Below are 19,108 nucleotides of genomic sequence, written 5' to 3'. Positions count from 1 at the left end.
TTTTGATGACGTTCGGCGGAGCGGAGTGCCGTAATGGCGTAGGTCGGCCTTCGCCCGTCAGGGCGAACGCCGACACCCTGCGTCAACGCTCCGGCCACGCTGTCGGCGTCGGCCTTCGGCCGAGGCCGACCTACGATAGATCAATCAAAACCACTGTGCCGAGCAACTAGGTTCCGGAGGGCCTGACCCGGTAATGGTACCGGTAGGCCTCCCGGAAGCCGGCCGCCTCGTAGAGATTGAGCGCCCGTTCGTTGGACGAGACGACCTGGAGATAGGCGCGTTCGGCGTTCCGTGCGGCGCCCCAGGCAAGAAGGGCTTCGACCATCCGCCGGGCGCTTCCGCGGCGTCGAAACTCGGGCACGGTCACGATGTCGAAAAGACCGACCATGCCGCGTTCGGCTACCGCCAAGCCATAGCCTGCCGCCCGCCCGCCGTCGAGAACGGTGGCGAAGGCGGCTGGCAGCAGGATGGAACCGAGCATGCGGTCGTGGATCTCTCTCATGGTTGGGCTGATGCCGATGGCCGCGGCGAAACCCTCGCTCCAGGACATGTCGGGGGACGCGGTGATCACCACTTCCGGATCCAAAGGCATCCTGTCGCCCAGTGCCGCCGTCATGACCAGTGTCTCGTCTGTCCGCCGGTACCCGACACGGTGGAGGATATCGTCCGGTTCGTTCCCGGCCAGGGGCGACAGCCGGAAGATCACAGGCAGACGCTGCCGCGGGTACAGGTCCTCGGCCAGGCCCAACGTGTCGCGGAACGGACCGGCGGGCTGCAGCGCGTTGACGGAGTTGGCCCGCTTGGTCAATCCTTGGGAGAAGCGGAACAGCCAGCCGTCGCACTGGACGGATGCGAGCGACGGCCACGCGTTGAAGGCTCTTTCCTCGATACCGCGCACCGCGGACTCCCCGTCGTCCATTCCCATCTCCGTCCATGTCGTCGCCCCGGGGTGAGACTATCCGCAAAGGCCGGCCGGAGACAAAACCGTTATGGCAAACGTTATCCCGTCGACCAGCACCCGACAGGATCGAGAGGTAGCAAGTTACATGTCAGACACTTCAACGCCGCAGCCCCAACGGGCGACCGCTCCCCGGCTCCGGGGGCGCCATACCCTCGTCACCGGAGCATCGCGGGGCATCGGCAGCGCCGTCGCTGTCCGCTATGCCGAAGAGGGCGCCGCCGTGGCGATCAATTACGCCGGATCGGAGGATGCGGCCAACGAGACGCTGGAGCGCGCACGCGACGCTTCCATTCAGGCCGGTTTCCGGGAGGCCGCCGACCGCCACAGGATCATCCAGGCCGATGTCGGCGACGGACGCGCGGCTGTGGCGATGGTGGACGACGTCGTTGCCGACTGGGGCCGCCTCGACATCCTGGTGAACAATGCCGGCGTCCAGTCGGAGGCCGAAAGCCACGATTATACCATGGAAGAGTTCCACAGGATCCTGAGCATCAATCTGACCGGTGCCCTGGTGTGCTCCCAGGCGGCGATCAGGCACTTCCTGTCCCGGCCGGGCGGCGGGACCATCGTGAACTGCTCCAGCGTCCACCAGCTGGTCCCCAAGCCGGGCTTCATCGCCTATTCGATCTCCAAGGGAGGCATGGGCAACATGACCCGGACCCTGGCGCTCGAATATGCCGACCGCGGCATCCGGGTCAACGCGGTGGCTCCGGGCGCCATCCTGACCGACATCAACAATGCCTGGCGCAACGACGAGGAGGCCCGAGACAACGTGGAGTCCCACATCCCCATGGGCCGAGCCGGCTCGCCGGAGGAAATGGCGTCGGTCTTCGCGTTTCTCGCGTCGGACGAGGCGTCCTACATCACCGGCCAGACCATCTACGCCTGCGGCGGCCTGACGCTGTTCGGCGACTTCAAGCAGAACTGGGCTTCCTGAGCGGAGTTCCTCTCAGCGGTAGGCTCACCGGGAGGCGTTGCGGGCGGCGAGCGCGAGGCCGCTCGCCACCGAGGTCAGTTCGCCGCCCGTCTTCAGCTTGCCCTCGCCGAACCGGTCGGCGAACAGCCTGCGGATCACCGGGATGAACGAAGACCCGCCGGTCAGGAACACCCGGTCGACCCCCGCCGCACCGACGCCGCTACGCGCCATCAGGTCATCGACGCAGGCGGCGATGGCTTCCGTCTCCGGTTTGATCCACTCCTCGAACTCGTCGCGGCGGATCGGCGTTTCGACGACCGTGCCGGGCAGGGCGAACCTGAACAGGGTCTGGGGCTCAGCCGACAGCGCCACCTTGGCCTGCTCCACCGCGCGATGCAGATGGAAGCCAAGGCCTTCCTCGATCATGGTGATCAGGGCGCGCACCCGCTCCGGTTCCTCCGCGGTGCGCAGGATATCGGCGAGCATCCGCCGGGTCTGGCCGGTGTTCAGGAACGACAGCAGGTGCCAGCGGCGCATGTATTCGAAGGGCCATACCGGCATCGGCAACATCTGCCCGTCCATGGCCCGGTAGCGGGTTCCCCTGCCCAGGTGCGGCGTCACGCAGTGCTCGACGATCCGGCTGTCGAAGCTGTCCCCGGCGATGCCGACGCCGCCCACACCCAGGATGTCGCCGGCCCGGTCGTCCCCGGCCTCCGCCCGGGCACGGGCCTTGGGACCGACCCGCAGCAAACAGAAATCGCTCGTGCCGCCGCCGAAATCGGCGATCAGCACGGTCTCGTCGCGTTCCAGACCGCTCTCATAATGATACGCGGCGGCGACCGGCTCCAGTTCGAACCTGATGTCGGTCATGCCGGCCCGGGCGAAGGCATCGCGCAGCCGGTCCAGCGCAAGCGCCTCGGCATCCTCGCCCGCCTCGCCCACGAAATGCGCCGGCCGCCCGACGACGACGGTTGCGGGCAGGGGACCGGCCGAGGCTTCGGCCTTCGACTTCAGGTCCTTCAGGATCAGCGATACAAGCGGCTCGATGCCGAACTGCTTGCCCAGGATGCTCGTGCCTGTGAAGTCCTTCGCGGCCAGGTAGGATTTCACCGACTGGACGAACCGGCCCTCGCCGTCGCTTTCAAGATAGGCGTCGATAGCTTCGGGCCCCGCCCAGTGGACCAGCGTGGATCCCAGCCGATCCTCCTGCTTCTCGAAGAACAGGACCGAGCGGAAGGTGTCGAACGTCCGGCCGGCTGCCGCCAGCGGCACCAGCCGCGACGGGCCGGACGCCTCCGCCACGGCGACCGCGCTGTTGGTGGTGCCGAAATCGATGCCGACGTAGGTCAACGGTCAAACCCTGGGGTGACGGGGAGGGAGCCCGCCGGCGGAAGCGTCAGAAGTAGCGCGCGAGGTTGGCGCGGATCCGCTCCAGGACCGGCGTCGGGTCATCGGGGATGGGAAAATCCTGCCCGGTGATCCGCTGGAAGACGTCGATATAGAGGGCCGCCGCCTGGAGCACAACATCGTCCGGGATTTCGGGGATCGGATCCTTGTACGGATCGCAGCGCGCGGTCACCCAGGTGCGGACGAAGTCCTTGTCGAAACTCTCCGGCCGTTCGCCCGCCGCGACCCGCCGCCCATAGCTCTGGCCGAACCAGTAGCGGCTGCTGTCGGGCGTGTGGATCTCGTCCGCCAGGATGATCCTGCCGTCGCCGTCGAACCCGAACTCGTACTTGGTGTCCACCAGGATCAAACCCTGCCGCGCCGCGATCTCGCGTCCGCGGTCGAACAGCGCCAGCGCCAAGCCCGACACCTCGTCCCACTGCGCCTGGGTCAGCAGCCCGCGCCCCGTGATCTCCGCCGGCGTCAGCGGCTCGTCGTGGCCGGCGTCGAATGCCTTCGTCGTCGGGGTGATGATGGTTTCCGGCAGCTTCTGGTGCTCGGACATGCCGTCCGGCAGACGGACGCCGTACATGTCGCGCCGGCCCGTTTTGTACATCGACCAGATCGACGTGCTGGTCGTGCCGGTGAGGTAGTCGCGGACGACGATCTCGACGGGCATGATGTCCAGCCGGCGGCATACGACGACATTCGGATCGGGGTAGTCGATCACGTGGTTGGGACAGACATCGGCCGTCCGCTCGAACCAGAAGCGGGCGATCTGGGTCAGCGCCTCCCCCTTGAACGGGACGGCGGTCAGGATGCGGTCGAACGCGCTCAGCCGGTCGGTGGCGATGATGATGCGCCGTCCGTCGGGCAGGTCGTAGTTGTCGCGGACCTTGCCCCGGTAATGGCCTGGCAGTTCGGGGATCGTCGCGTCGCGCAGCACGTTGCTCAGATGCGCTTGGGAAATCGTCTTGGTCACCACAGGGCCCCGGTCGGGAAATGAAGCGCGCATCATAGCCCGGCGGGTCCGTTGCGCCTACCGCGCCGTTTGCAGCCCTGTTGCCCGTGGCATCGGAGGATCGGTTCCGCTAAACCAATGCCCCGAACCAGGGAGAACCGACATATGACCGACTGCTACTGCAAATCCGGCCGCGCCTTCGACGACTGTTGCGGTCCCTACCTTGCCGGCACGGCCGCGGCGCCCACGGCCGAAGCCCTGATGCGCTCGCGCTATTCCGCCTTCGCGACGGCCAACGTCGACTACCTGGAAAGCTCCCTGCTGCCGGAGACCCGCGGCGACTTCAGCCGGGCCGACACCGAGCAGTGGGCCAGGAGCAGCGAGTGGACGGGGTTGGAGGTGCGATCGACGACCGACGGCGGTGAGGGCGACACCGAAGGTTTCGTCGAGTTCGTGGCCCACTTCACCATGCAGGGCAAGCCCAATGTCCACCACGAGACCGGCCGTTTCGCCCGGCGCGACGACCGCTGGTACTATGTCGACGGCATCATGGGCCCGCGACCCCGTGTCGCGGCGAAAATCGGTCGGAACGACCCGTGCCCCTGCGGCAGCGGCAAGAAGTACAAGAAATGCCATGGAGCGGCGGCATAGATGTTCAGGCGGTACAAGGTCCACTTCTCGCAGCCGGCGCCGGCACGATCCCGCGGACGCCAGGAGCGCGATGTAAACGTGGAAATTCTTAAGGAGTTTCTGTCAGGCAATGGCCTTGTGGGGGAACTCGACCGGGTTCTCCCCTCTTCGGCCTTCGGTATCCTGGAAGTGAGCTGCACGCCGCTGCTGGCCGAGCGGCTGAGCGACATGCCGGAGGTCGAGGTCGTTCTGGAAGCCTGAGCACAGGAGCACCACGCGTGACTGACAGCAGCGCCGTCCAACACTCCGGCAGCCCCGAAGCGGCAGCCGATTCGGAATCGAAACTGCCTCTTTTCTACCGCAGGCCCGTTCCGCTCGACCGGAACCGCCACGGATCAGCCCGCCTGCGTGCGTCGTCCGATCTCGGCTTCGCGGCCGAGGCCAACAGCCTGCCCGTGATGATCGAGGAGTTCCCCCTGTCGGCGCGCGACTACCCGATCCTGTTCACGGACGGCCCTGTCTGCATGCCGATCGTCCTGCTGGGGCTGCGCGACCGGCAGAACTTGTTCCTGCGCGAGCAGGACGGCCGGCCGGCTTGGCGGGCGGATACCTATGTTCCCGCCTATGTCAGGCGCTATCCGCTGGTCCTGATGGAAACCGAGAAGCACGGCGAGTTCACCGTCTGCATCGACGAGGCGGCGGAATTCCCGGACGGTCCGGCGGTCTTCGAAGCGGGCGGAGAGCTTTCGAAAGCCGGCCAGGAAGCCATGGAGTTCTGCCGGGCCTACCAGAACCAGATCGCCGACACCCGGCAGTTCGCGGAGGCTCTGAAGAGCCATGACCTGCTGGACCGCTATCAGGCGGAAATCAAGATGAACGGCGGAGAGATGTTCAACCTGACCGGTTTCCTGGGGATCAACCCGGGAAAATTCGACGCCCTGCCGGACGATGTGTATCTGGACTTCCGCCGTAAGGGCTGGATCGGCCTGATCCACCTCCAGATCGCGTCATCCTTGAACTGGCAGCGCCTCATGGCGCTGGCGTCAGGATACTGACGGTTTCGGGATCGGACGGCGGACCTCGGTAGCCGCCGTCCGATCCCAGGCCCGGACCCAAAGGCCCCGCGCCCAGGGCGGTCAGCGCTGGGCGAAAGCCTTCTCGATGACGAAGGTGCCGGGCTTGTTGTTGGCGCCCATCTCGAAGCCCAGATCTTCCATGTACCGGGTCAGCTCGGAGGTCATGTGCGGGTTGCCGCAGATCATGACGCGGTCGTCGGCGGGGTCGAGCGGCGTCAGGCCGAGGTCCTGGTACACCTTGCCGGATCGCATCAGGTCGGTGATCCGACCTTCGTTGCGGAACGGCTCCCGCGTCACGGTCGGATAATAGACCAGCTTCTCGGCGGCGAGTTCACCGATGTATTCGTTCTCGCGAAGGATCTCCAACGCTTTCTCCCCGCACTCCAGTTCCGCCTTGTGGCGCACGGTGTGGGTGAGGACGATCCGGTCGAACCGGTCATACACGGTCGGGTCCTTGGCGATAGACAGGAAGGGCGCCAGGCCGGTGCCGGTGGACAGCAGCCACAGGGTCTTGCCGGGCAGCAGATTGTGCAGCAGCAGGGTTCCGGTGGCTTTCCGGTTGATAAGGATGGTGTCGCCCGGCTTGACGTGCTGCAGGCGGCTGGTCAAGGGGCCGTTGGGAACCTTGATCGACAGGAACTCCAGCTGTTCCTCGTAGGGGGAGCTGACCACGCTGTAGGCGCGCAGCAATGGGCGCCCGTCGACTTCGAGGCCCATCATGGCAAACTCGCCGCTGTCGAAGCGGAAGCCGGGATCGCGTGTGGTTTTCAGGCTGAACAGGCTGTCGGTCCAGTGGTGGACTTCAAGGACCGTCTCTCTCAGAATATTGGACATCGCGTCTTATCTGGCTGTCACCGGGGTTGCCGTCATATATGTACAAAGACAGCGCACCACACAACAATATTTTCCGCGACGAGCCGCCGCAGATGGTTTCTGTATGACATGGCTGGTATGTAATTAAGCCGTTGCCGAACGTGCACCGGCGGCAAGCATACCCGGACCAAGATAGACGCCACAGCCGAACGGGCCATGGCCGACATCAGTCGTAAGTCCAATGAACGCTGGCCCCGCGGTCCCAACGGGTTGTTATGAAGCGACGTTTCGCCCCGGGATGAACTTGGAAAGCAGCTTCGCAATCAAGATGGATGGTGGTTCGCTTAAAGACGGCCAGCCGGTGGAGATCGATTTCCTGCCGGCCGGAAGCATGCCCGGCCTGGAGGCCGCCTGGACGGACCTGCAGATCCGGGCGGACGGCTCGTTCTTCCTGTCGTGGCACTGGATCGGCTGCTGGCTGGACCATCTGCCGGACTGGGCGAGGCCCCACGTGCTTGTGGCAAAGCGGGGCGGGCAGGTGGTTGGCTTGGCGATCCTGTGCCGACGCACGGTCTGGCGTTACGGCGTGGTGCGGACACCGTCCTGGCTGCTCCACGAGACCGGCGATCGTGGAATCGACAACCTGACGATCGAGTACAACGGGATCCTCGCCGATCGGTCCTGTGCTGACGAGGTGACCTCGGCCTGTCTGCTCTGGATGGCGCGCAATCTTCCCGGCTGCGACGAGCTGGTGCTGGCGGGGCTGGACCAGCGGATGGAGGGAGCCGTGCGCTCCCTGGCGGACCAGCTCGGATATCGCCTCCAGGTACGCCGCTCGGACTCCGCCAAGTGGGTCGACCTGGACGCCGTGCGCGGGCGAGGCGGGAACTACCGCGCCGGCCTCGGCAAGAGCAGCCGCGCGGGCGTCAACCGGGCCATCCGGCTGTACGAGGCGCGCGGCGGCATCGACTTCCAGGTGGCATGCGACGAGCAGCAGGCCCTGGCCTTCTTCGACGGGCTCGAAACGCTCCACCGCCAAGTCTGGGCCGCGCGGGGAAAGACCGACGCCTTCAGCAATCCCGTGTTCGGCTCGTTCCATCGCGAACTGATCCGGCGCGGCATCGATTCCGGCGTGGTGAGAATATGCCGCGCGGCGGCCGGCGGTGCCGATTTCGGCTACCTCTACAATTTCGTCTGGCGTGGCACGGTGCTGAACTACCAGAGCGGCTTCGCCTATGAGTCCGACAACAGGTTGAAGCCCGGACTTGTCAGCCATGTCCTGGCCATCGAGGACGCCCTGGACCGGGGCGAGGCTGTCTACGACTTCATGGCGGGGTCTTCGGGACACAAGGCCCACCTGTCCAACGCCCAGGCACCCATGAACTGGGTATCCATCGGGCCCGACCGGCTTGCCAGAAGGGTCGAAGCCGGTCTCGGCCGCATCGACGGATCGCTCAGGCTGCTGCGCCGCCGGCTGTTGAAGCTGCGGGCCGCGTCAAGCAATCCATGACCTGCCTTCCGCACCGTCACGTCCGGCCCCGGATCGCGTGATAGATCCGGCGGATAGGACCTCTGAAGGGTTCCGGCACCCGGGACAGGCGGGCGGCTAAGCCGGCTTCCCGGGTCTTCGCCATCGCCCGGCGGTAATCATAGGAAACCCGGTGTACTTGGACGGTCCGGGCCGCGGGGTCGACCAGCATGAAGCTGGCGCGGCGGTCGGAACTCCGCGGCTGGCCGACTGTCCCGGGGTTGACGAGATAGAACGATCCGTCCCGGATGATCGCCCCGTCACCCTGGTGGGCACTCACGGCACTCTCCCGCTTCTCGAAAATCCCGATGCGGTGGGTGTGGCCGAAGGCGCAGATCCGGGCGCCCGACGGGTGCGATTCGAGCGCCGCGAAGCTCAGCGCGCGTCGCTCGTCAGTGTCCAGCCTTACCAGCTCGCACCCGGTGTCTGGATGAATCGCACCGTGGACGGCCACCAGGCCGGGGCTGCCCTCCTCGGCCAGATCGAGCTTGAGGGGAAGGCGTGACAGCCAGTCCAGGTCGTCGGCGCCGAGCCGCATCCTGGTCCACTCGACCGCGCGGGCGGCGAGCGGGTTGAAGCCTTCGGTCGTGATCTGGCCGGTCACCGCCCGATCGTGGTTTCCGGCGACGCAGACGGCGCCCGAGTCCCGCAGCAGGCGGATGCACCCGCCCGGATCGGCATTATAGCCGACGATGTCGCCCAGGCAGAGGATACGCGCGACCCGCTCGGCCCGGATCGCCTCGAGCGTCGCTTCGAGGGCTTCCAGGTTGGAATGGATGTCCGAGATGATGGCGATCATCGCCAGCGCGCCGGCAGCACGCGCGACACCGTCTTGCGCAGGAACGGCATGGGGTCGCGCAGGGTGATGGACTTGGCCTCGCACCGGATCATCCAAGGCCACCACTCCGCCATGGGCACTCCGCTCTCACGAGCCGCCAGCTTGTCCCGGGTGATGTTGCACCAGGAAGCCCCAGCACGGGCGCGCGGCACCGCGGGGCGCCGCCAGCCCAGGAGGTCGCCGTAGACCAGGGCCGGGAGGTTGACCCCGGCGGCCGCCCCGACATAATGCCACAGGTTGAAGCGGGGATTGACCTCCAGCAGGTGCAGCGTGCCGTCCGGCGCACGCTTGAAATCGAACTTGGCGACTCCGGTCAGTTGCAGCTTTTCGACCAACTCCCGTCCCAGCGTCCTGACATCGGCCTCGTCCGTTATGGTCAAGGCCGTGCTGTGGCCCAGAGCTTCCGGGTAAGTTCTGATCTTTCGCCCGGTATAATCGCCGACCACGCTGCCGACGCTGTCGACGTAGCAGTGGTAGCTCTCGATCCGGGTTTCCGGGCCGGGGATCATCTCCTGGGCGAGCAGGTCCATTCCGCCGGCGATCAGGTCGGGCCACAGCGCCTGGAGTTCCTCGGGACTCCCGATCCGCAACGCCTTGCCGGCTCCACCGATGGCACCCCATGCGATGTAGCGGGTCAGCGGCTTGACGATGATCGGGAAGCGCAGGTCGATGTCCGACGGTGCCATGTCCGGCGCTCCGACGGAAAAATCGATCCGGCGGGTACGTGGGACCGGCAGCCGCAGGCGCTCCGCCAGGATCTGGAACCGGGCCTTGTCCACCAGGTCCTCGACCAGGCCCGCTTCCGGCACGACGAACTTGAACGAACCGTCCAGCCAGTCGCGGTGTCTCGACACCATCAGCAACTGGGCGTCCTGCTGATAGTAAAGCACCGGCGGTTCCGGCTGGCGGGAGGCGAACCCGACCAGAAGGTCGATCAGATCGGCGTGGCGGTTCTCGAAGTCGTCCCAGAAAATGGCCTGCCGCGTGTACCGCGAATGAAGGGCCGGGTCGCCGGGCCCTGTCACCAGCGCGCAGCCGATGCCGCCCATTCCCAGGGCTCGCACCATGTTCATGTCGCCCATGACGCAGGCCAGGGCCCGCTTGTCCGGTTTCTCGCTCATGCAACTTCACTCATGCCGGTAAGGGGTCCCTCATGCACTGGCCGCGACGGCGAAGACGAGCAGAGTGGAGATCGCGTTGAAGCATCCGTGAAGCAGGATGCAGGGTATCAACGAACCACTCCGCTCATACACCCAGGCTAGCACCAGACCGACCAGGAAGGTTCCGGGCAATAGGATCAGGCTTCCGTGCAGCATGGCGAACAGGATAGCGCTGACCAGCGCGGACAGGAGTGGTCCGGCGTGTCGGCGAAGCCAGCCATAGAGCACCGCCCGCAGGGCCAGTTCCTCGGCGAAGGGGGCGAGCAGCGAGGTCGCCAAAAGGATTCCGACCATCGCGGTCCAGTCGCCCGGGTCCGGCATGATCAGCGCGATCTGCGGGTTGTCGAACGGTTCTCCGAGACCCAGCGAGATCAGGACGTTGGTCAGGATGACCACGACCTGGACCAGCAGGGCCATCGGAACCACCCTGCGGTACCATCGCCGGTCTGCGGAGACGAAGCCGAGCGCCCGCCAGGGCGTGCGGCGCCAGACCACCGCGATCAGCCAGATGATCGCAACCAGAGCGATGTTCTGGCCGATCAGGAACGAGATCACCAAGCCGCTGGTGATCTCCCGCGGGTTCAGGAACAGCCGGAGTGCCAGCAGCGCCCCCGCGGCAAGGGCCACGATGATCACCAGGTCGGCGAGCCGCAAGGTCAAGCCGGCCCAGGGGTGACGGGCCGGAACTTCGGAGCCGGGTTCCATCGGTCCGGACATGGTCATGGAGCGGCCCGGTCCGGCAGACCGGATTTGCTCAATTGTCCCGAATCCAGCGGCAGTCGGGGCGCGGAAAACCGATCACGGTGGGAATGGTTGCTTCGGGCATTCGTCGCGTCGCCTCGGCATGACGCCTGCTCAACCATTGCGCCGGCTCCTTTGTTCCGGGAGCGCCCGCCTGCCTCGATCCCAGCGTTCCAAAAATACATTTTCAAACGACCTCATTATTGAAAACGGTGTTTTGAAGGTTTACCTTCACCAATTTCTAAGGCGAACGCCACGCGCAGAATGAGGACGCCATGACCCCCGACCAGCAGCAGAAGATTAGAGACAGCATAGACCGGCAGCACGAGGCCCAGACCGAGTTTCTTGCCGAACTGGTCAAGGTGCCGTCGGACAACCCGCCCGGCGACTGCGCCGCCCATGCCGCGCATTCCGCCGAACTGCTGGAGGGGATGGGCTTCACCGTCGAGCGGCATGTGGTGCCCGAGGCGACGGTCAAGGCCAACGGCATGATCAGCGCCACGAACCTCGTGATCCGCCGGGAGTTCGGTCCCGGGCCGGTGGTGGCGTTGAATGCCCATGGCGACGTGGTGCCGCCGGGCGAGGGCTGGTCTACCGATCCCTATGGCGCGGAGATCCGCGACGGCGTCATGTACGGGCGGGGCGTCGCCGTCTCCAAGTCCGACTTCGCCACCTACGCCTTCGCCCTGAGGGCCCTGGAGGAAAGCGGCCTGCCGCTGTCCGGCACCGTCGAACTGCACCTGACCTACGACGAGGAGGCGGGCGGGCTGATCGGTCCGGGCTGGCTGCTGGAGCAGGGGATCAGCAAGCCTGACTTCGCGATCAGCGCCGGCTTCTCCTACAACATCGTCGTCGCGCACAACGGCTGCCTGCATCTGGAAGTGCGGGTCGAAGGCAAGTCGGCCCACGCCGCCCGGCCGGATACCGGTGTCGATGCGCTTCGGGCGGCCAACCGGCTGCTGACCGCGCTCTACGCTCTCAACGACGATTTCACAGGCATCAAGTCGGAAGTCGAGGGCATCGACCACCCGACGCTCGTGGTCGGGCTGATCAGCGGCGGCATCAACACCAATGTCGTGCCCGACGTGGTGACGCTGCGGATCGACCGCCGCATGATCCCGGAGGAGAATCCGGAACAGGTGGAAGCCGACATGCGCGCCTTCATCGAGAAGACCTGCGCCGAAACACCGGGGATCCGGGTCGCCATCCGCCGTATCCTGCTCGCCCGGCCGCTCACCCCGCTGCCGGGCCACGAGAAGCTGGCGGCGCTAATCCAGCGCCACGCGCGCGAGATCATCGGAGAGGAGATCCCGGCGAACGGCGTGCCGCTCTACACCGATGCGCGGCTGTACAGCGCGGCAGGCATTCCAACCGTGCTGTACGGCGCGGGGCCGCGCTCGCTGCTGGATGCCAACGGGCATCGGGCGGACGAGAAGCTGGTGCTGGAAGATCTGCGCAAGGCGACGCAGGTGATAGCCTTGACACTGGCCGACCTGCTGGCCGCCTGATCTGGCCGGGCGGGGCCGCGCGCGGCCCCGCCGGTCGTCACTTTCGCCACAGCTTGGTCAGCCACGGGCGCCGTGCATCCTCCAGTTCGGCTCGCAGGCGCCTGAGCGTGGATTCCAGCCGCTCGACTTCGATCTGGTGACGGTCGGCGTCAGCCACCCGCTGATCGTTCGCTTCTTCCAGGCGCCGGGCGAGGCTTCCGACCTCCTGGCGCAGGCGCTCGATCTCCGCCCGCAGACGGTCGCGCTCGATGGTCTCTCCAGTCTGCTGGGCGATCGAAGTCGTGGCGATCGACGCGGCGGAACCACCGGCCTTGGCTTTACGGATAGCTATGGTCGCCTCCCCTACCTGCGGATGCTGAACACCTCAACGTTCCGTTGGGTTCAACCTATCCCGCACTGTCGGCCCGCTTCAACATCCATCACCGTCAGAGAAGCCGCCAGTCGCGCTGATATCTGTAATAGACGGTGAGCCCGATCGGCACGGCCAGCGCCAATGCGCCTGTGACGACGATGACCTGCCCATCAAGTCTTTCCACGGTCGGCCGCCGCCTTTCGGCTATCCGTTCGGTTCGATGTCCGATGCGGCGCAAACAGGAACGGGTACGAAAGGTTACGGCCCCTGGCCGTTCCGGCGGTCCAAACCCATAATAGGGGTGTTCGCCGGTGCCGGCCGCCCCGGGTACCGGGTCCATCCACTTGCGAGGCGCAATTGAGCAACAGTCAGGCGAACGCCACGCCATCGATCCTGGTCGTCGAGGACGAACTTCTGGTAGCGATGGTGATCGAGAACATCCTGGAAGACCTGGGGGCCGGCCTCATCGGTCCGGCCACCTCGGTCGGGCAGGCGATCGAACTGGTCGAGGCCGGCGGCTTCGGCGGTGCGCTCCTGGACGTCAGCCTGGGAGGCGAGCGGATCGATCCCGTAGCGGATGCGCTCGCCGCCAAGGGCATCCCGTTCATCTTCACCACGGGCCACGGCGCCGATGCCTTGCCGGAGGAGCACCGGGAACGTCCGATTCTCACCAAGCCCTTCAGAGACGAGGATCTGGCCGAAGCCTTGCGGCTGCACGTCCTCGGCCGATGACTGTCAACTCAGCCCTGTGACCGGCACCGCGGCGCCATGGACGGCACGGGCGGCGTCGGACGCGAGGAACAGGATCACGGCGGCCAGATCGGCCGGAGCGACCCAGCGCGACGGGTCGGCCTTGGGCATTCCGGCCCTGTTCTCCGGGGTATCGATGATGGTGGGCAGCACGCAGTTGACGTTGATGCCGCGCTCGCGCAGTTCAGCCGCCATCGATTCGGTCAGCCGGATCACCGCGCCCTTGGCCGCGCAGTAGGCGCCCATTCCGGCCACGCCTTGCTGGGCCGCCCTGGCCCCCACGTTGACGACCTTTCCACTTCCCGCCTTCAGCATGTGCGGCACGACCGCTCCGGCGGCATGGATCAGCGAGCGTGCGTTGATGTCCATCAGGAAGTCCCATGTCGCGTCGCTGGTCTCGTGGACCGGATCGCCCATGCGGAACCCACCCGCGATGTTGCACAGGACGTCGATCCGGCCGAACCGATCGATGACCTGCCGAACGGCGCCCTCCGTCGCATTCCGGTCCAGCAGATCGACCGGGATCGTCACCCGGGTGTCGCTCGCGTCCGAGAAGGCCTTGTCGAGCATGCTCCTGTTATGGTCGAGCAGCGCCAGACGGGCACCTCGCTCGGCGAAGGCGACCGCGACGGCTCGGCCCAGGTTTCCAGCCGCGCCCGTGATGACGACAGTGCGGTTCTCGAAGTCCATCTTGACCACCTATCGATCCTCAAGCTGTCTGCCTCAAGCCACCCGCCGCCGGGCCGAGTGGTAGGCGCCGGTACCCTTGTCCAGGACTTCGTCGCCTGGATCGATCGTTCCCGGCTCCAGGTCGGGCAACGCCGCCACCCGCTGGTAAATCGGCCCGAAATCGATATCGGCCAGGGTCAGCAGTTCGTCGAAGCTGTCGATGACGAAGTAAGTTTCCTGGAAATCGTCGATCCTGTACAGCGTCCGCATGACCCGCTCCAGGTCGAAGCGGATGCGGTTGGGCGACGGATCTTCGAGCGCGAAGATGGTTTCGGTATAGGACGAGGCGATACCCGAGCCGTAGATCCCGAGGCCGTTCCCGCTCCGGATCAGGCCGAACTCCACGGTGTACCAGTAGACCCGCGCCAGGTTGGCGAGAACGCCCATGCCCTGAGCCCGCAGGCCGCCCTTGCCATAAGCTTCCATGTAATCGGCGAACACCGGGTGGGCCAGCATCGGTACATGGCCGAACACGTCGTGGAAGACGTCGGGCTCCTCCAGGTAGTCGAGCTGGTCGGGCCTGCGGATGAACTGCCCGGCCGGGAACCGGCGATTGGCAAGGTGATCGAAGAAGACCTCGTCGGGCACCAGGCCCGGCACCGCCACCACCCGCCAGCCGGTCCGCATCCCCAGGACGTCGCTGAGGCGGCGGAAATCGGGAATACGGTCGGTATCCATCGCCAGGTCGCGCATGCCCCGGATGAACTCGTCGCAGGCTCTGCCGGGCAGCAGCTTGCTCTGGCGCTCGTACAGGGTCTTCCAGACCGCGTGTTCTTCAGCGGTGTAGGACTCCCATCCCTGGTCGATGGTCCAGTCCCCGCTGATCGGAGGCTCGGCATTCCCGGCTGCCGCGCCGTGCTTGGTCGACTCCATCGTTTCCTCCCCTGTTCGGCCCGTGCCGGGCATTGAGTACAGGATAGTCCGATGTTCCAGGTCCCTCGCTGCCTGGTTCAGCCGAAACACATCGGTCATGTTCATATTGTGTCTACCAGGGGCTCCAGGCAGGGGGATTCCGCCGAAAAGACATCCTGGCAGTGCTGATCGACCGGGGGCGCTACGTCGCCTTGCGGGTAGCGCGATGTTTCGCCGTCTTCTCGGCGACGTCGGCGGGCTGTCCCGAATACTGCTTCCCCTTGCGCATGTCCTTGCGCTTCGTCGCGGTGGTGCGCCGGTACTCGTCCTAGCTCAAGGAGTCGCGCGCCTCCTTCGGCAGGTAACGTTCGCCGGTTTCGGTGCTCTTCCTGCCCGACCGGGTTCCCCACTCCTCCCCGGTCCATTGACGAAGGCTGTTGTCCTTCTTCTTGCCGCCCTCGTAGCCGCCGCCGCGACGCTTGTACTCCTGCACGGCGAACTGCGCCTTGCGGGCCGACCATTGCCCGGCATTGCCGCCTTTCTCGCCGGCGGTCACCTCCTGCTTCACCTTCTCCCAAAGCTCAGGGTCGGTCCGCTTCGCGGTGCTCGCCATGCCTACACCCCAACGTGATTGCACGATCGCGTGCCCGGGGGCTCATGCCTCCTCGACGCTGCAATCAAGTCTAAGGCTGCCTGCCGTGTTGGCTACCGCCGAGAGGCAGATTTCCGCCCGGGCGGGCGGAATGGCGACCGCGAAGCGAGTCATGTAGCGGTCCCCGCCGGAGCCCGGGATCGTCTGCGCCTCGAGCCGGACGATATTCGCGCCATACTCCCGGAAGACTTCCGCCAGCCGGGCGATCAGCCCCAACTGGTCGCCGCCGCTCAACTCGATGGTATGGGTGACGAGGGTTTCGGGGCCCGGCGTCGCTTCGTACTCGTAGTCGGTCACCTCCACCCGGGCTTCCGCCAGCTCGGGAAGGGCGCTCATTTCGCGCTCCAGTTCGGCGGTCCCGAGATCACCCGGAAGCTCGCAGACTGCGCTGAATTCCGCGCCCTGGCCCATCGCCGCGAAGGTCGTGTCCCGCAGGTTGATGCCGAGATCGTAGAGGCGGCCGGCAATTGCGGAAACCAGACCGACACGGTCGGCCGCGAGTATCGAGACCAGCGCGAGCGTTGGCTTTGCTGAGGGCATCTGTGACTCCCGTTTGGTTTTCTTCGTGATTCTTCCGAATGAACCTATAGGTGTCCTGACGGTTCCGTCAAACGGCCGAAACGGGGCCTTGCCCGACAAAATCCGCGCGCTTACGAACTTGGCTGTACTGCAACCTTGCGCGCGCTGCTTTCCGGGCTGATATATTGCGATGCAGCATTGCCGGAAAACTGGTTAACGGTCCGTTTTCACTGCGCCAATTGTTTCATGCCCCCTTTCAATGCTGCTATGCAGCATATGCGTTGGCGAGGCTGCCGGGGCAAACATACCTTACTAAGCATCGGGCCGAAAAAGAGCCACGCCCAGCCGGGGAGGGGAGGCGCGCCACAAGGATGCGGCCTGCAATCTATTCCTGGCTTTCGCGGGGCTCCATCGACCTCGCCGGCGCCAGCTACCGTCGGAGATCGAGTTATGAACCTCTTCAAGAATATCGGCCAGATCTGGAGCCAGTACCGCGCTTTCCGTTCCACCTATTCGGAATTGTCGCAGCTCTCCGATGCCGAACTCAAGGATATGGGCCTGTACCGCGGCGACATCGTGCGGATCGCCTACGACGCCGCCGAGACCAGCCTGACTCCTGCGAAGGCCGCCAACAGCCAGGGTGGCGCGAAAGCCGCCGGCACGTTCGGGATCCTGCGTGAAAGCCACTGAGCCTCACGCCGCCAAGTCCTGACCAAGAAGAGCAAGTTACGGATATCCGGGAGAGAGGCGCCGTCCCCCAGTCGAAAGGTACGGCACTATGTCTAGCATGAACGTCACTAAGTCCAGCCACACCGGGTTCCTCCACGCTGCCCGCCGGTTTCTGGCGAATACCGTCGCCGGCTGGCTCCATCGGGTCGAAGCGCGCCTGGAGCAGCGCCGCTTGCAAGCCGAGTTGGACTCGCTTTCCCCTCGCGACCGCCAGGATATCGATGTCACCAGCGGCAATCTTTCCTGGGCTGCCGCGGCGCTGGAAGGCCGCCATGGCCTTCGTGTCCACACCGGCGGCCTGAACAACGTCGGCGCACTGCGGGGCACCATCGGTAACTGAAGGGCTGGAAAGCCTGGCCGCCGAAACGGCCCGATCCGAACCGAAGAAGCATTCGAGCCAAAGAATCGAAGCAGGGAGAGAAGCGCTACCCGTACTGTTTTCTTTGGGAGCGACTCATGAGCGCCTACACGACCAATTCCTACGAGCTGAACCAGCCGGCCACCTCCGGCTTCCTCGGCTCCCGTCCCGAGACCGCGAAGCCTTCCGGCGATCGAAGCATCTTTGCCAGGGTTTCCGCGTTCCTATACCGTCATTGGGCCGTTTACCAGACCAGGGCCCAACTCGACCGCCTCAGCGACCGCGCCTTGAGCGACATCGGCATCGACCGTGACGGCATCCCGTCGGTCGCGCGCCGGCAGCATGGAGGCACCCTGGTACGCCATTCCGATCTCAACAAGCTGCTCAACATGACCGACGAAGATCTGGCTGACATCGGCGTCTGCCGCGGCGACCTCGAAGACTTCCAGGCCGGCCGCATCAAGTATGTCCGCCGCCGGCTGGCCGCTTGAGGAGACACGGCATGACCGGCTCCCCGTTCGAGGCGGTCATCCTGCTGAGGGCCGTGTTCGGCCTGGCGATGATGAATGCTGGCCTATGGCTCGGCTGAGCCCTGGGAAGACCCGGAAAGGGGAGTGCCGCAATGCCGGCGCTCCCCTTTTTCGTTGATCGGGCGTTACTGGTTCCTCGCCGCCCGGCGGCGGCGCCACTCCACCCACCGGCGCTCCAGGCGGATCATCGCCCTGCTGGTCGGACGCTTGAGGACGGGTATGTCCTGGGCCAGCAGCAGCAGACCCAGCGGCAGCATCCAGATCCCCAAGATCGGCAGGAAGCTGAGAAGTCCGCCGATAACCAGCAGCAGTCCCACGGGTATCCTGACCCAGGTGGATTGGGGGTCGCGCAGCCAGCGCAGGACGCGCGCGGCACTCGCAGGCAATTGCCGCTCCAGTCGCTCGAAACGGCGGTCGAGCCTACGGTCGTCGATGTGTGTCATGATCTCAATTTAAGGTCCCGTGAGGGATAAACAAAGGCTGCATCGCCGCCGGCAGAGGGATCTCCATCCCGGTGAAGAAATTTTCCCGGATCGTGGAAGCCCGGGGAATAAATCGTCGAGCCGCGCGAATATGTGCGGAACGAGACGATGGCCATGCACCCGCTGCTCAAAGACCATATCCTGCCGCTCCGCCGCTACGCCCTGGCGCTCACCGGCAACACCGACCAGTCCGACGACCTGGTGCAGGAAACCCTTGCGCGCGCGATCGAGGGCGCCGGGTCGTGGGACCCCCGCCGGGACCTGCGCAAGTGGCTGTTCGGCATCATGCACAATACCCATGCTTCGGCCCTGCGGCGGCGCGCTCTTGAGGGCGAAGTCGCCGACCAGATCGGGTCCCTCGCTTCGGAGGCCGTTCCCCCCTCCCAGTTGACCCAGGTCCATTTCAGCGAAACCATCGCGTCGCTGATGCGCCTGCCGGACGACCAGCGCGAGGTGATGGTGCTGATCGCCGTCGAGAACTTCAGTTATAAGGACGCGGCCGAACTGCTGCATATTCCGGTCGGCACCGTGATGTCGCGCCTTGCCCGTGCCCGGGAGTCCCTGCGCGGGAGTTCGGCGGCGGCACCGGGTGACGTGCCGGCCGGGAACAGACCCTCCCTGCGCCTGGTGAGGTGAG

The 19,108-nt window shown here is 65.6% G+C and carries 23 protein-coding genes; 11 read left to right on the top strand and 12 right to left on the bottom strand.

Going from position 1 to position 19,108, the window contains the following annotated elements:
• Positions 1 to 166: 166 nt before the first annotated feature.
• The gene (locus tag DPR14_RS13580; protein ID WP_211103771.1) at positions 167 to 919 is read right to left on the bottom strand and encodes a GNAT family N-acetyltransferase; all 753 of its coding nucleotides are present in this window, start codon (positions 917 to 919) and stop codon (positions 167 to 169) included.
• Between the two features lie 127 nt (positions 920 to 1,046).
• Between DPR14_RS13580 and DPR14_RS13575 the strand changes: the two genes are divergently transcribed.
• On the top strand, positions 1,047 to 1,898 hold the full coding sequence (locus DPR14_RS13575; protein WP_158045625.1) for a glucose 1-dehydrogenase: 852 nt from the start codon (positions 1,047 to 1,049) through the stop codon (positions 1,896 to 1,898).
• 24 nt (positions 1,899 to 1,922) lie between these two features.
• On the opposite strand, the gene DPR14_RS13570 is transcribed toward DPR14_RS13575, so the two are convergent.
• Both DPR14_RS13570 and DPR14_RS13565 read right to left on the bottom strand, forming a co-directional pair.
• Positions 1,923 to 3,227 carry an Hsp70 family protein gene (locus DPR14_RS13570; RefSeq protein WP_246148140.1) on the bottom strand — a complete coding sequence of 435 codons (1,305 nt, stop codon included), beginning with the start codon at positions 3,225 to 3,227 and terminating at the stop codon, positions 1,923 to 1,925.
• A 46-nt stretch (positions 3,228 to 3,273) separates the two neighbouring features.
• Positions 3,274 to 4,245, bottom strand: a complete 972-nt coding sequence (locus DPR14_RS13565) for a phosphoribosylaminoimidazolesuccinocarboxamide synthase (RefSeq protein WP_246148138.1) — start codon at positions 4,243 to 4,245, stop codon at positions 3,274 to 3,276.
• A 144-nt stretch (positions 4,246 to 4,389) separates the two neighbouring features.
• Here DPR14_RS13565 and DPR14_RS13560 point away from each other — a divergent pair, with 144 nt between their 5' ends.
• The 3 genes from DPR14_RS13560 to DPR14_RS13550 all read left to right on the top strand — a co-directional run bounded on the left by DPR14_RS13560 (position 4,390) and on the right by DPR14_RS13550 (position 5,909).
• Complete coding sequence (locus DPR14_RS13560; RefSeq protein ID WP_158045624.1) at positions 4,390 to 4,875, top strand: YchJ family protein; 486 nt, start codon at positions 4,390 to 4,392, stop codon at positions 4,873 to 4,875.
• Positions 4,876 to 4,953: 78 nt separating this feature from the next.
• Positions 4,954 to 5,115, top strand: coding sequence for a hypothetical protein (locus tag DPR14_RS13555; RefSeq protein WP_246148136.1), 162 nt, complete (start codon positions 4,954 to 4,956; stop codon positions 5,113 to 5,115).
• Between the two features lie 17 nt (positions 5,116 to 5,132).
• Positions 5,133 to 5,909, top strand: a complete 777-nt coding sequence (locus DPR14_RS13550; RefSeq protein ID WP_192498943.1) for a SapC family protein — start codon at positions 5,133 to 5,135, stop codon at positions 5,907 to 5,909.
• Between the two features lie 81 nt (positions 5,910 to 5,990).
• Here the strand turns inward: DPR14_RS13550 and DPR14_RS13545 are convergent, their stop codons facing one another.
• Positions 5,991 to 6,764: a ferredoxin--NADP reductase gene (locus DPR14_RS13545; RefSeq protein WP_158045621.1), complete on the bottom strand. Its 774-nt coding sequence runs from the start codon at positions 6,762 to 6,764 to the stop codon at positions 5,991 to 5,993.
• A gap of 283 nt (positions 6,765 to 7,047) precedes the next feature.
• On the opposite strand from DPR14_RS13545, the gene DPR14_RS13540 reads away from it, so the two are divergent.
• On the top strand, positions 7,048 to 8,253 hold the full coding sequence (locus DPR14_RS13540; RefSeq protein WP_158045620.1) for a GNAT family N-acetyltransferase: 1,206 nt from the start codon (positions 7,048 to 7,050) through the stop codon (positions 8,251 to 8,253).
• A 16-nt stretch (positions 8,254 to 8,269) separates the two neighbouring features.
• Here DPR14_RS13540 and DPR14_RS13535 read toward each other — a convergent pair whose 3' ends face one another.
• From DPR14_RS13535 to DPR14_RS13525, 3 genes are read right to left on the bottom strand one after another with little or no spacing between them, the layout of a single operon-like run.
• Complete coding sequence (locus DPR14_RS13535) at positions 8,270 to 9,070, bottom strand: metallophosphoesterase family protein (RefSeq protein ID WP_158045619.1); 801 nt, start codon at positions 9,068 to 9,070, stop codon at positions 8,270 to 8,272.
• Positions 9,067 to 10,230, bottom strand: a complete 1,164-nt coding sequence (locus DPR14_RS13530) for a carboxylate--amine ligase (protein ID WP_158045618.1) — start codon at positions 10,228 to 10,230, stop codon at positions 9,067 to 9,069. The genes DPR14_RS13535 and DPR14_RS13530 overlap by 4 nt, the downstream gene beginning before the upstream one ends.
• Before the next feature lie 30 nt (positions 10,231 to 10,260).
• Positions 10,261 to 10,992, bottom strand: a complete 732-nt coding sequence (locus DPR14_RS13525) for a CPBP family intramembrane glutamic endopeptidase (RefSeq protein WP_158045617.1) — start codon at positions 10,990 to 10,992, stop codon at positions 10,261 to 10,263.
• Positions 10,993 to 11,285: 293 nt separating this feature from the next.
• Between DPR14_RS13525 and DPR14_RS13520 the strand changes: the two genes are divergently transcribed.
• Positions 11,286 to 12,518, top strand: a complete 1,233-nt coding sequence (locus tag DPR14_RS13520; RefSeq protein ID WP_158045616.1) for an ArgE/DapE family deacylase — start codon at positions 11,286 to 11,288, stop codon at positions 12,516 to 12,518.
• Positions 12,519 to 13,227: 709 nt separating this feature from the next.
• The gene (locus DPR14_RS13515) at positions 13,228 to 13,602 is read left to right on the top strand and encodes a response regulator (protein WP_246148133.1); all 375 of its coding nucleotides are present in this window, start codon (positions 13,228 to 13,230) and stop codon (positions 13,600 to 13,602) included.
• A gap of 3 nt (positions 13,603 to 13,605) precedes the next feature.
• On the opposite strand, the gene DPR14_RS13510 is transcribed toward DPR14_RS13515, so the two are convergent.
• From DPR14_RS13510 to DPR14_RS13495, 4 genes are all read right to left on the bottom strand, one after another.
• Positions 13,606 to 14,310 (bottom strand): SDR family NAD(P)-dependent oxidoreductase, encoded by a 705-nt coding sequence (locus DPR14_RS13510; RefSeq protein ID WP_158048129.1) that lies wholly within the window; start codon positions 14,308 to 14,310, stop codon positions 13,606 to 13,608.
• 33 nt (positions 14,311 to 14,343) lie between these two features.
• On the bottom strand, positions 14,344 to 15,222 hold the full coding sequence (gene phhA / locus DPR14_RS13505) for a phenylalanine 4-monooxygenase (protein ID WP_158045615.1): 879 nt from the start codon (positions 15,220 to 15,222) through the stop codon (positions 14,344 to 14,346).
• 307 nt (positions 15,223 to 15,529) lie between these two features.
• The gene (locus DPR14_RS13500) at positions 15,530 to 15,814 is read right to left on the bottom strand and encodes a DUF5872 domain-containing protein (RefSeq protein ID WP_158045614.1); all 285 of its coding nucleotides are present in this window, start codon (positions 15,812 to 15,814) and stop codon (positions 15,530 to 15,532) included.
• Between the two features lie 42 nt (positions 15,815 to 15,856).
• Entirely contained in the window at positions 15,857 to 16,393 is a 537-nt protein-coding gene (locus DPR14_RS13495; RefSeq protein ID WP_158045613.1) for a glycine cleavage system transcriptional repressor, read from the bottom strand.
• A 429-nt stretch (positions 16,394 to 16,822) separates the two neighbouring features.
• Between DPR14_RS13495 and DPR14_RS13490 the strand changes: the two genes are divergently transcribed.
• From DPR14_RS13490 to DPR14_RS13480, 3 genes are all read left to right on the top strand, one after another.
• Complete coding sequence (locus DPR14_RS13490; protein ID WP_158045612.1) at positions 16,823 to 17,062, top strand: DUF1127 domain-containing protein; 240 nt, start codon at positions 16,823 to 16,825, stop codon at positions 17,060 to 17,062.
• A gap of 97 nt (positions 17,063 to 17,159) precedes the next feature.
• On the top strand, positions 17,160 to 17,441 hold the full coding sequence (locus DPR14_RS13485) for a hypothetical protein (RefSeq protein WP_158045611.1): 282 nt from the start codon (positions 17,160 to 17,162) through the stop codon (positions 17,439 to 17,441).
• Between the two features lie 116 nt (positions 17,442 to 17,557).
• Entirely contained in the window at positions 17,558 to 17,950 is a 393-nt protein-coding gene (locus DPR14_RS13480; RefSeq protein ID WP_158048128.1) for a DUF1127 domain-containing protein, read from the top strand.
• A 164-nt stretch (positions 17,951 to 18,114) separates the two neighbouring features.
• On the opposite strand, the gene DPR14_RS13475 is transcribed toward DPR14_RS13480, so the two are convergent.
• On the bottom strand, positions 18,115 to 18,432 hold the full coding sequence (locus DPR14_RS13475; RefSeq protein ID WP_158045610.1) for a hypothetical protein: 318 nt from the start codon (positions 18,430 to 18,432) through the stop codon (positions 18,115 to 18,117).
• Positions 18,433 to 18,585: 153 nt separating this feature from the next.
• Here DPR14_RS13475 and DPR14_RS13470 point away from each other — a divergent pair, with 153 nt between their 5' ends.
• Positions 18,586 to 19,107, top strand: coding sequence for a sigma-70 family RNA polymerase sigma factor (locus tag DPR14_RS13470; RefSeq protein WP_246148131.1), 522 nt, complete (start codon positions 18,586 to 18,588; stop codon positions 19,105 to 19,107).
• The last annotated feature ends 1 nt before the right edge of the window (position 19,108 follow it).

This window comes from Skermanella pratensis, assembly GCF_008843145.1.
Classification (GTDB): Bacteria; Pseudomonadota; Alphaproteobacteria; order Azospirillales; family Azospirillaceae; genus Skermanella; species Skermanella pratensis.
Note: the sequence above shows the minus strand (reverse complement) of the source record. Positions and strands in the feature narration are given on the sequence as shown.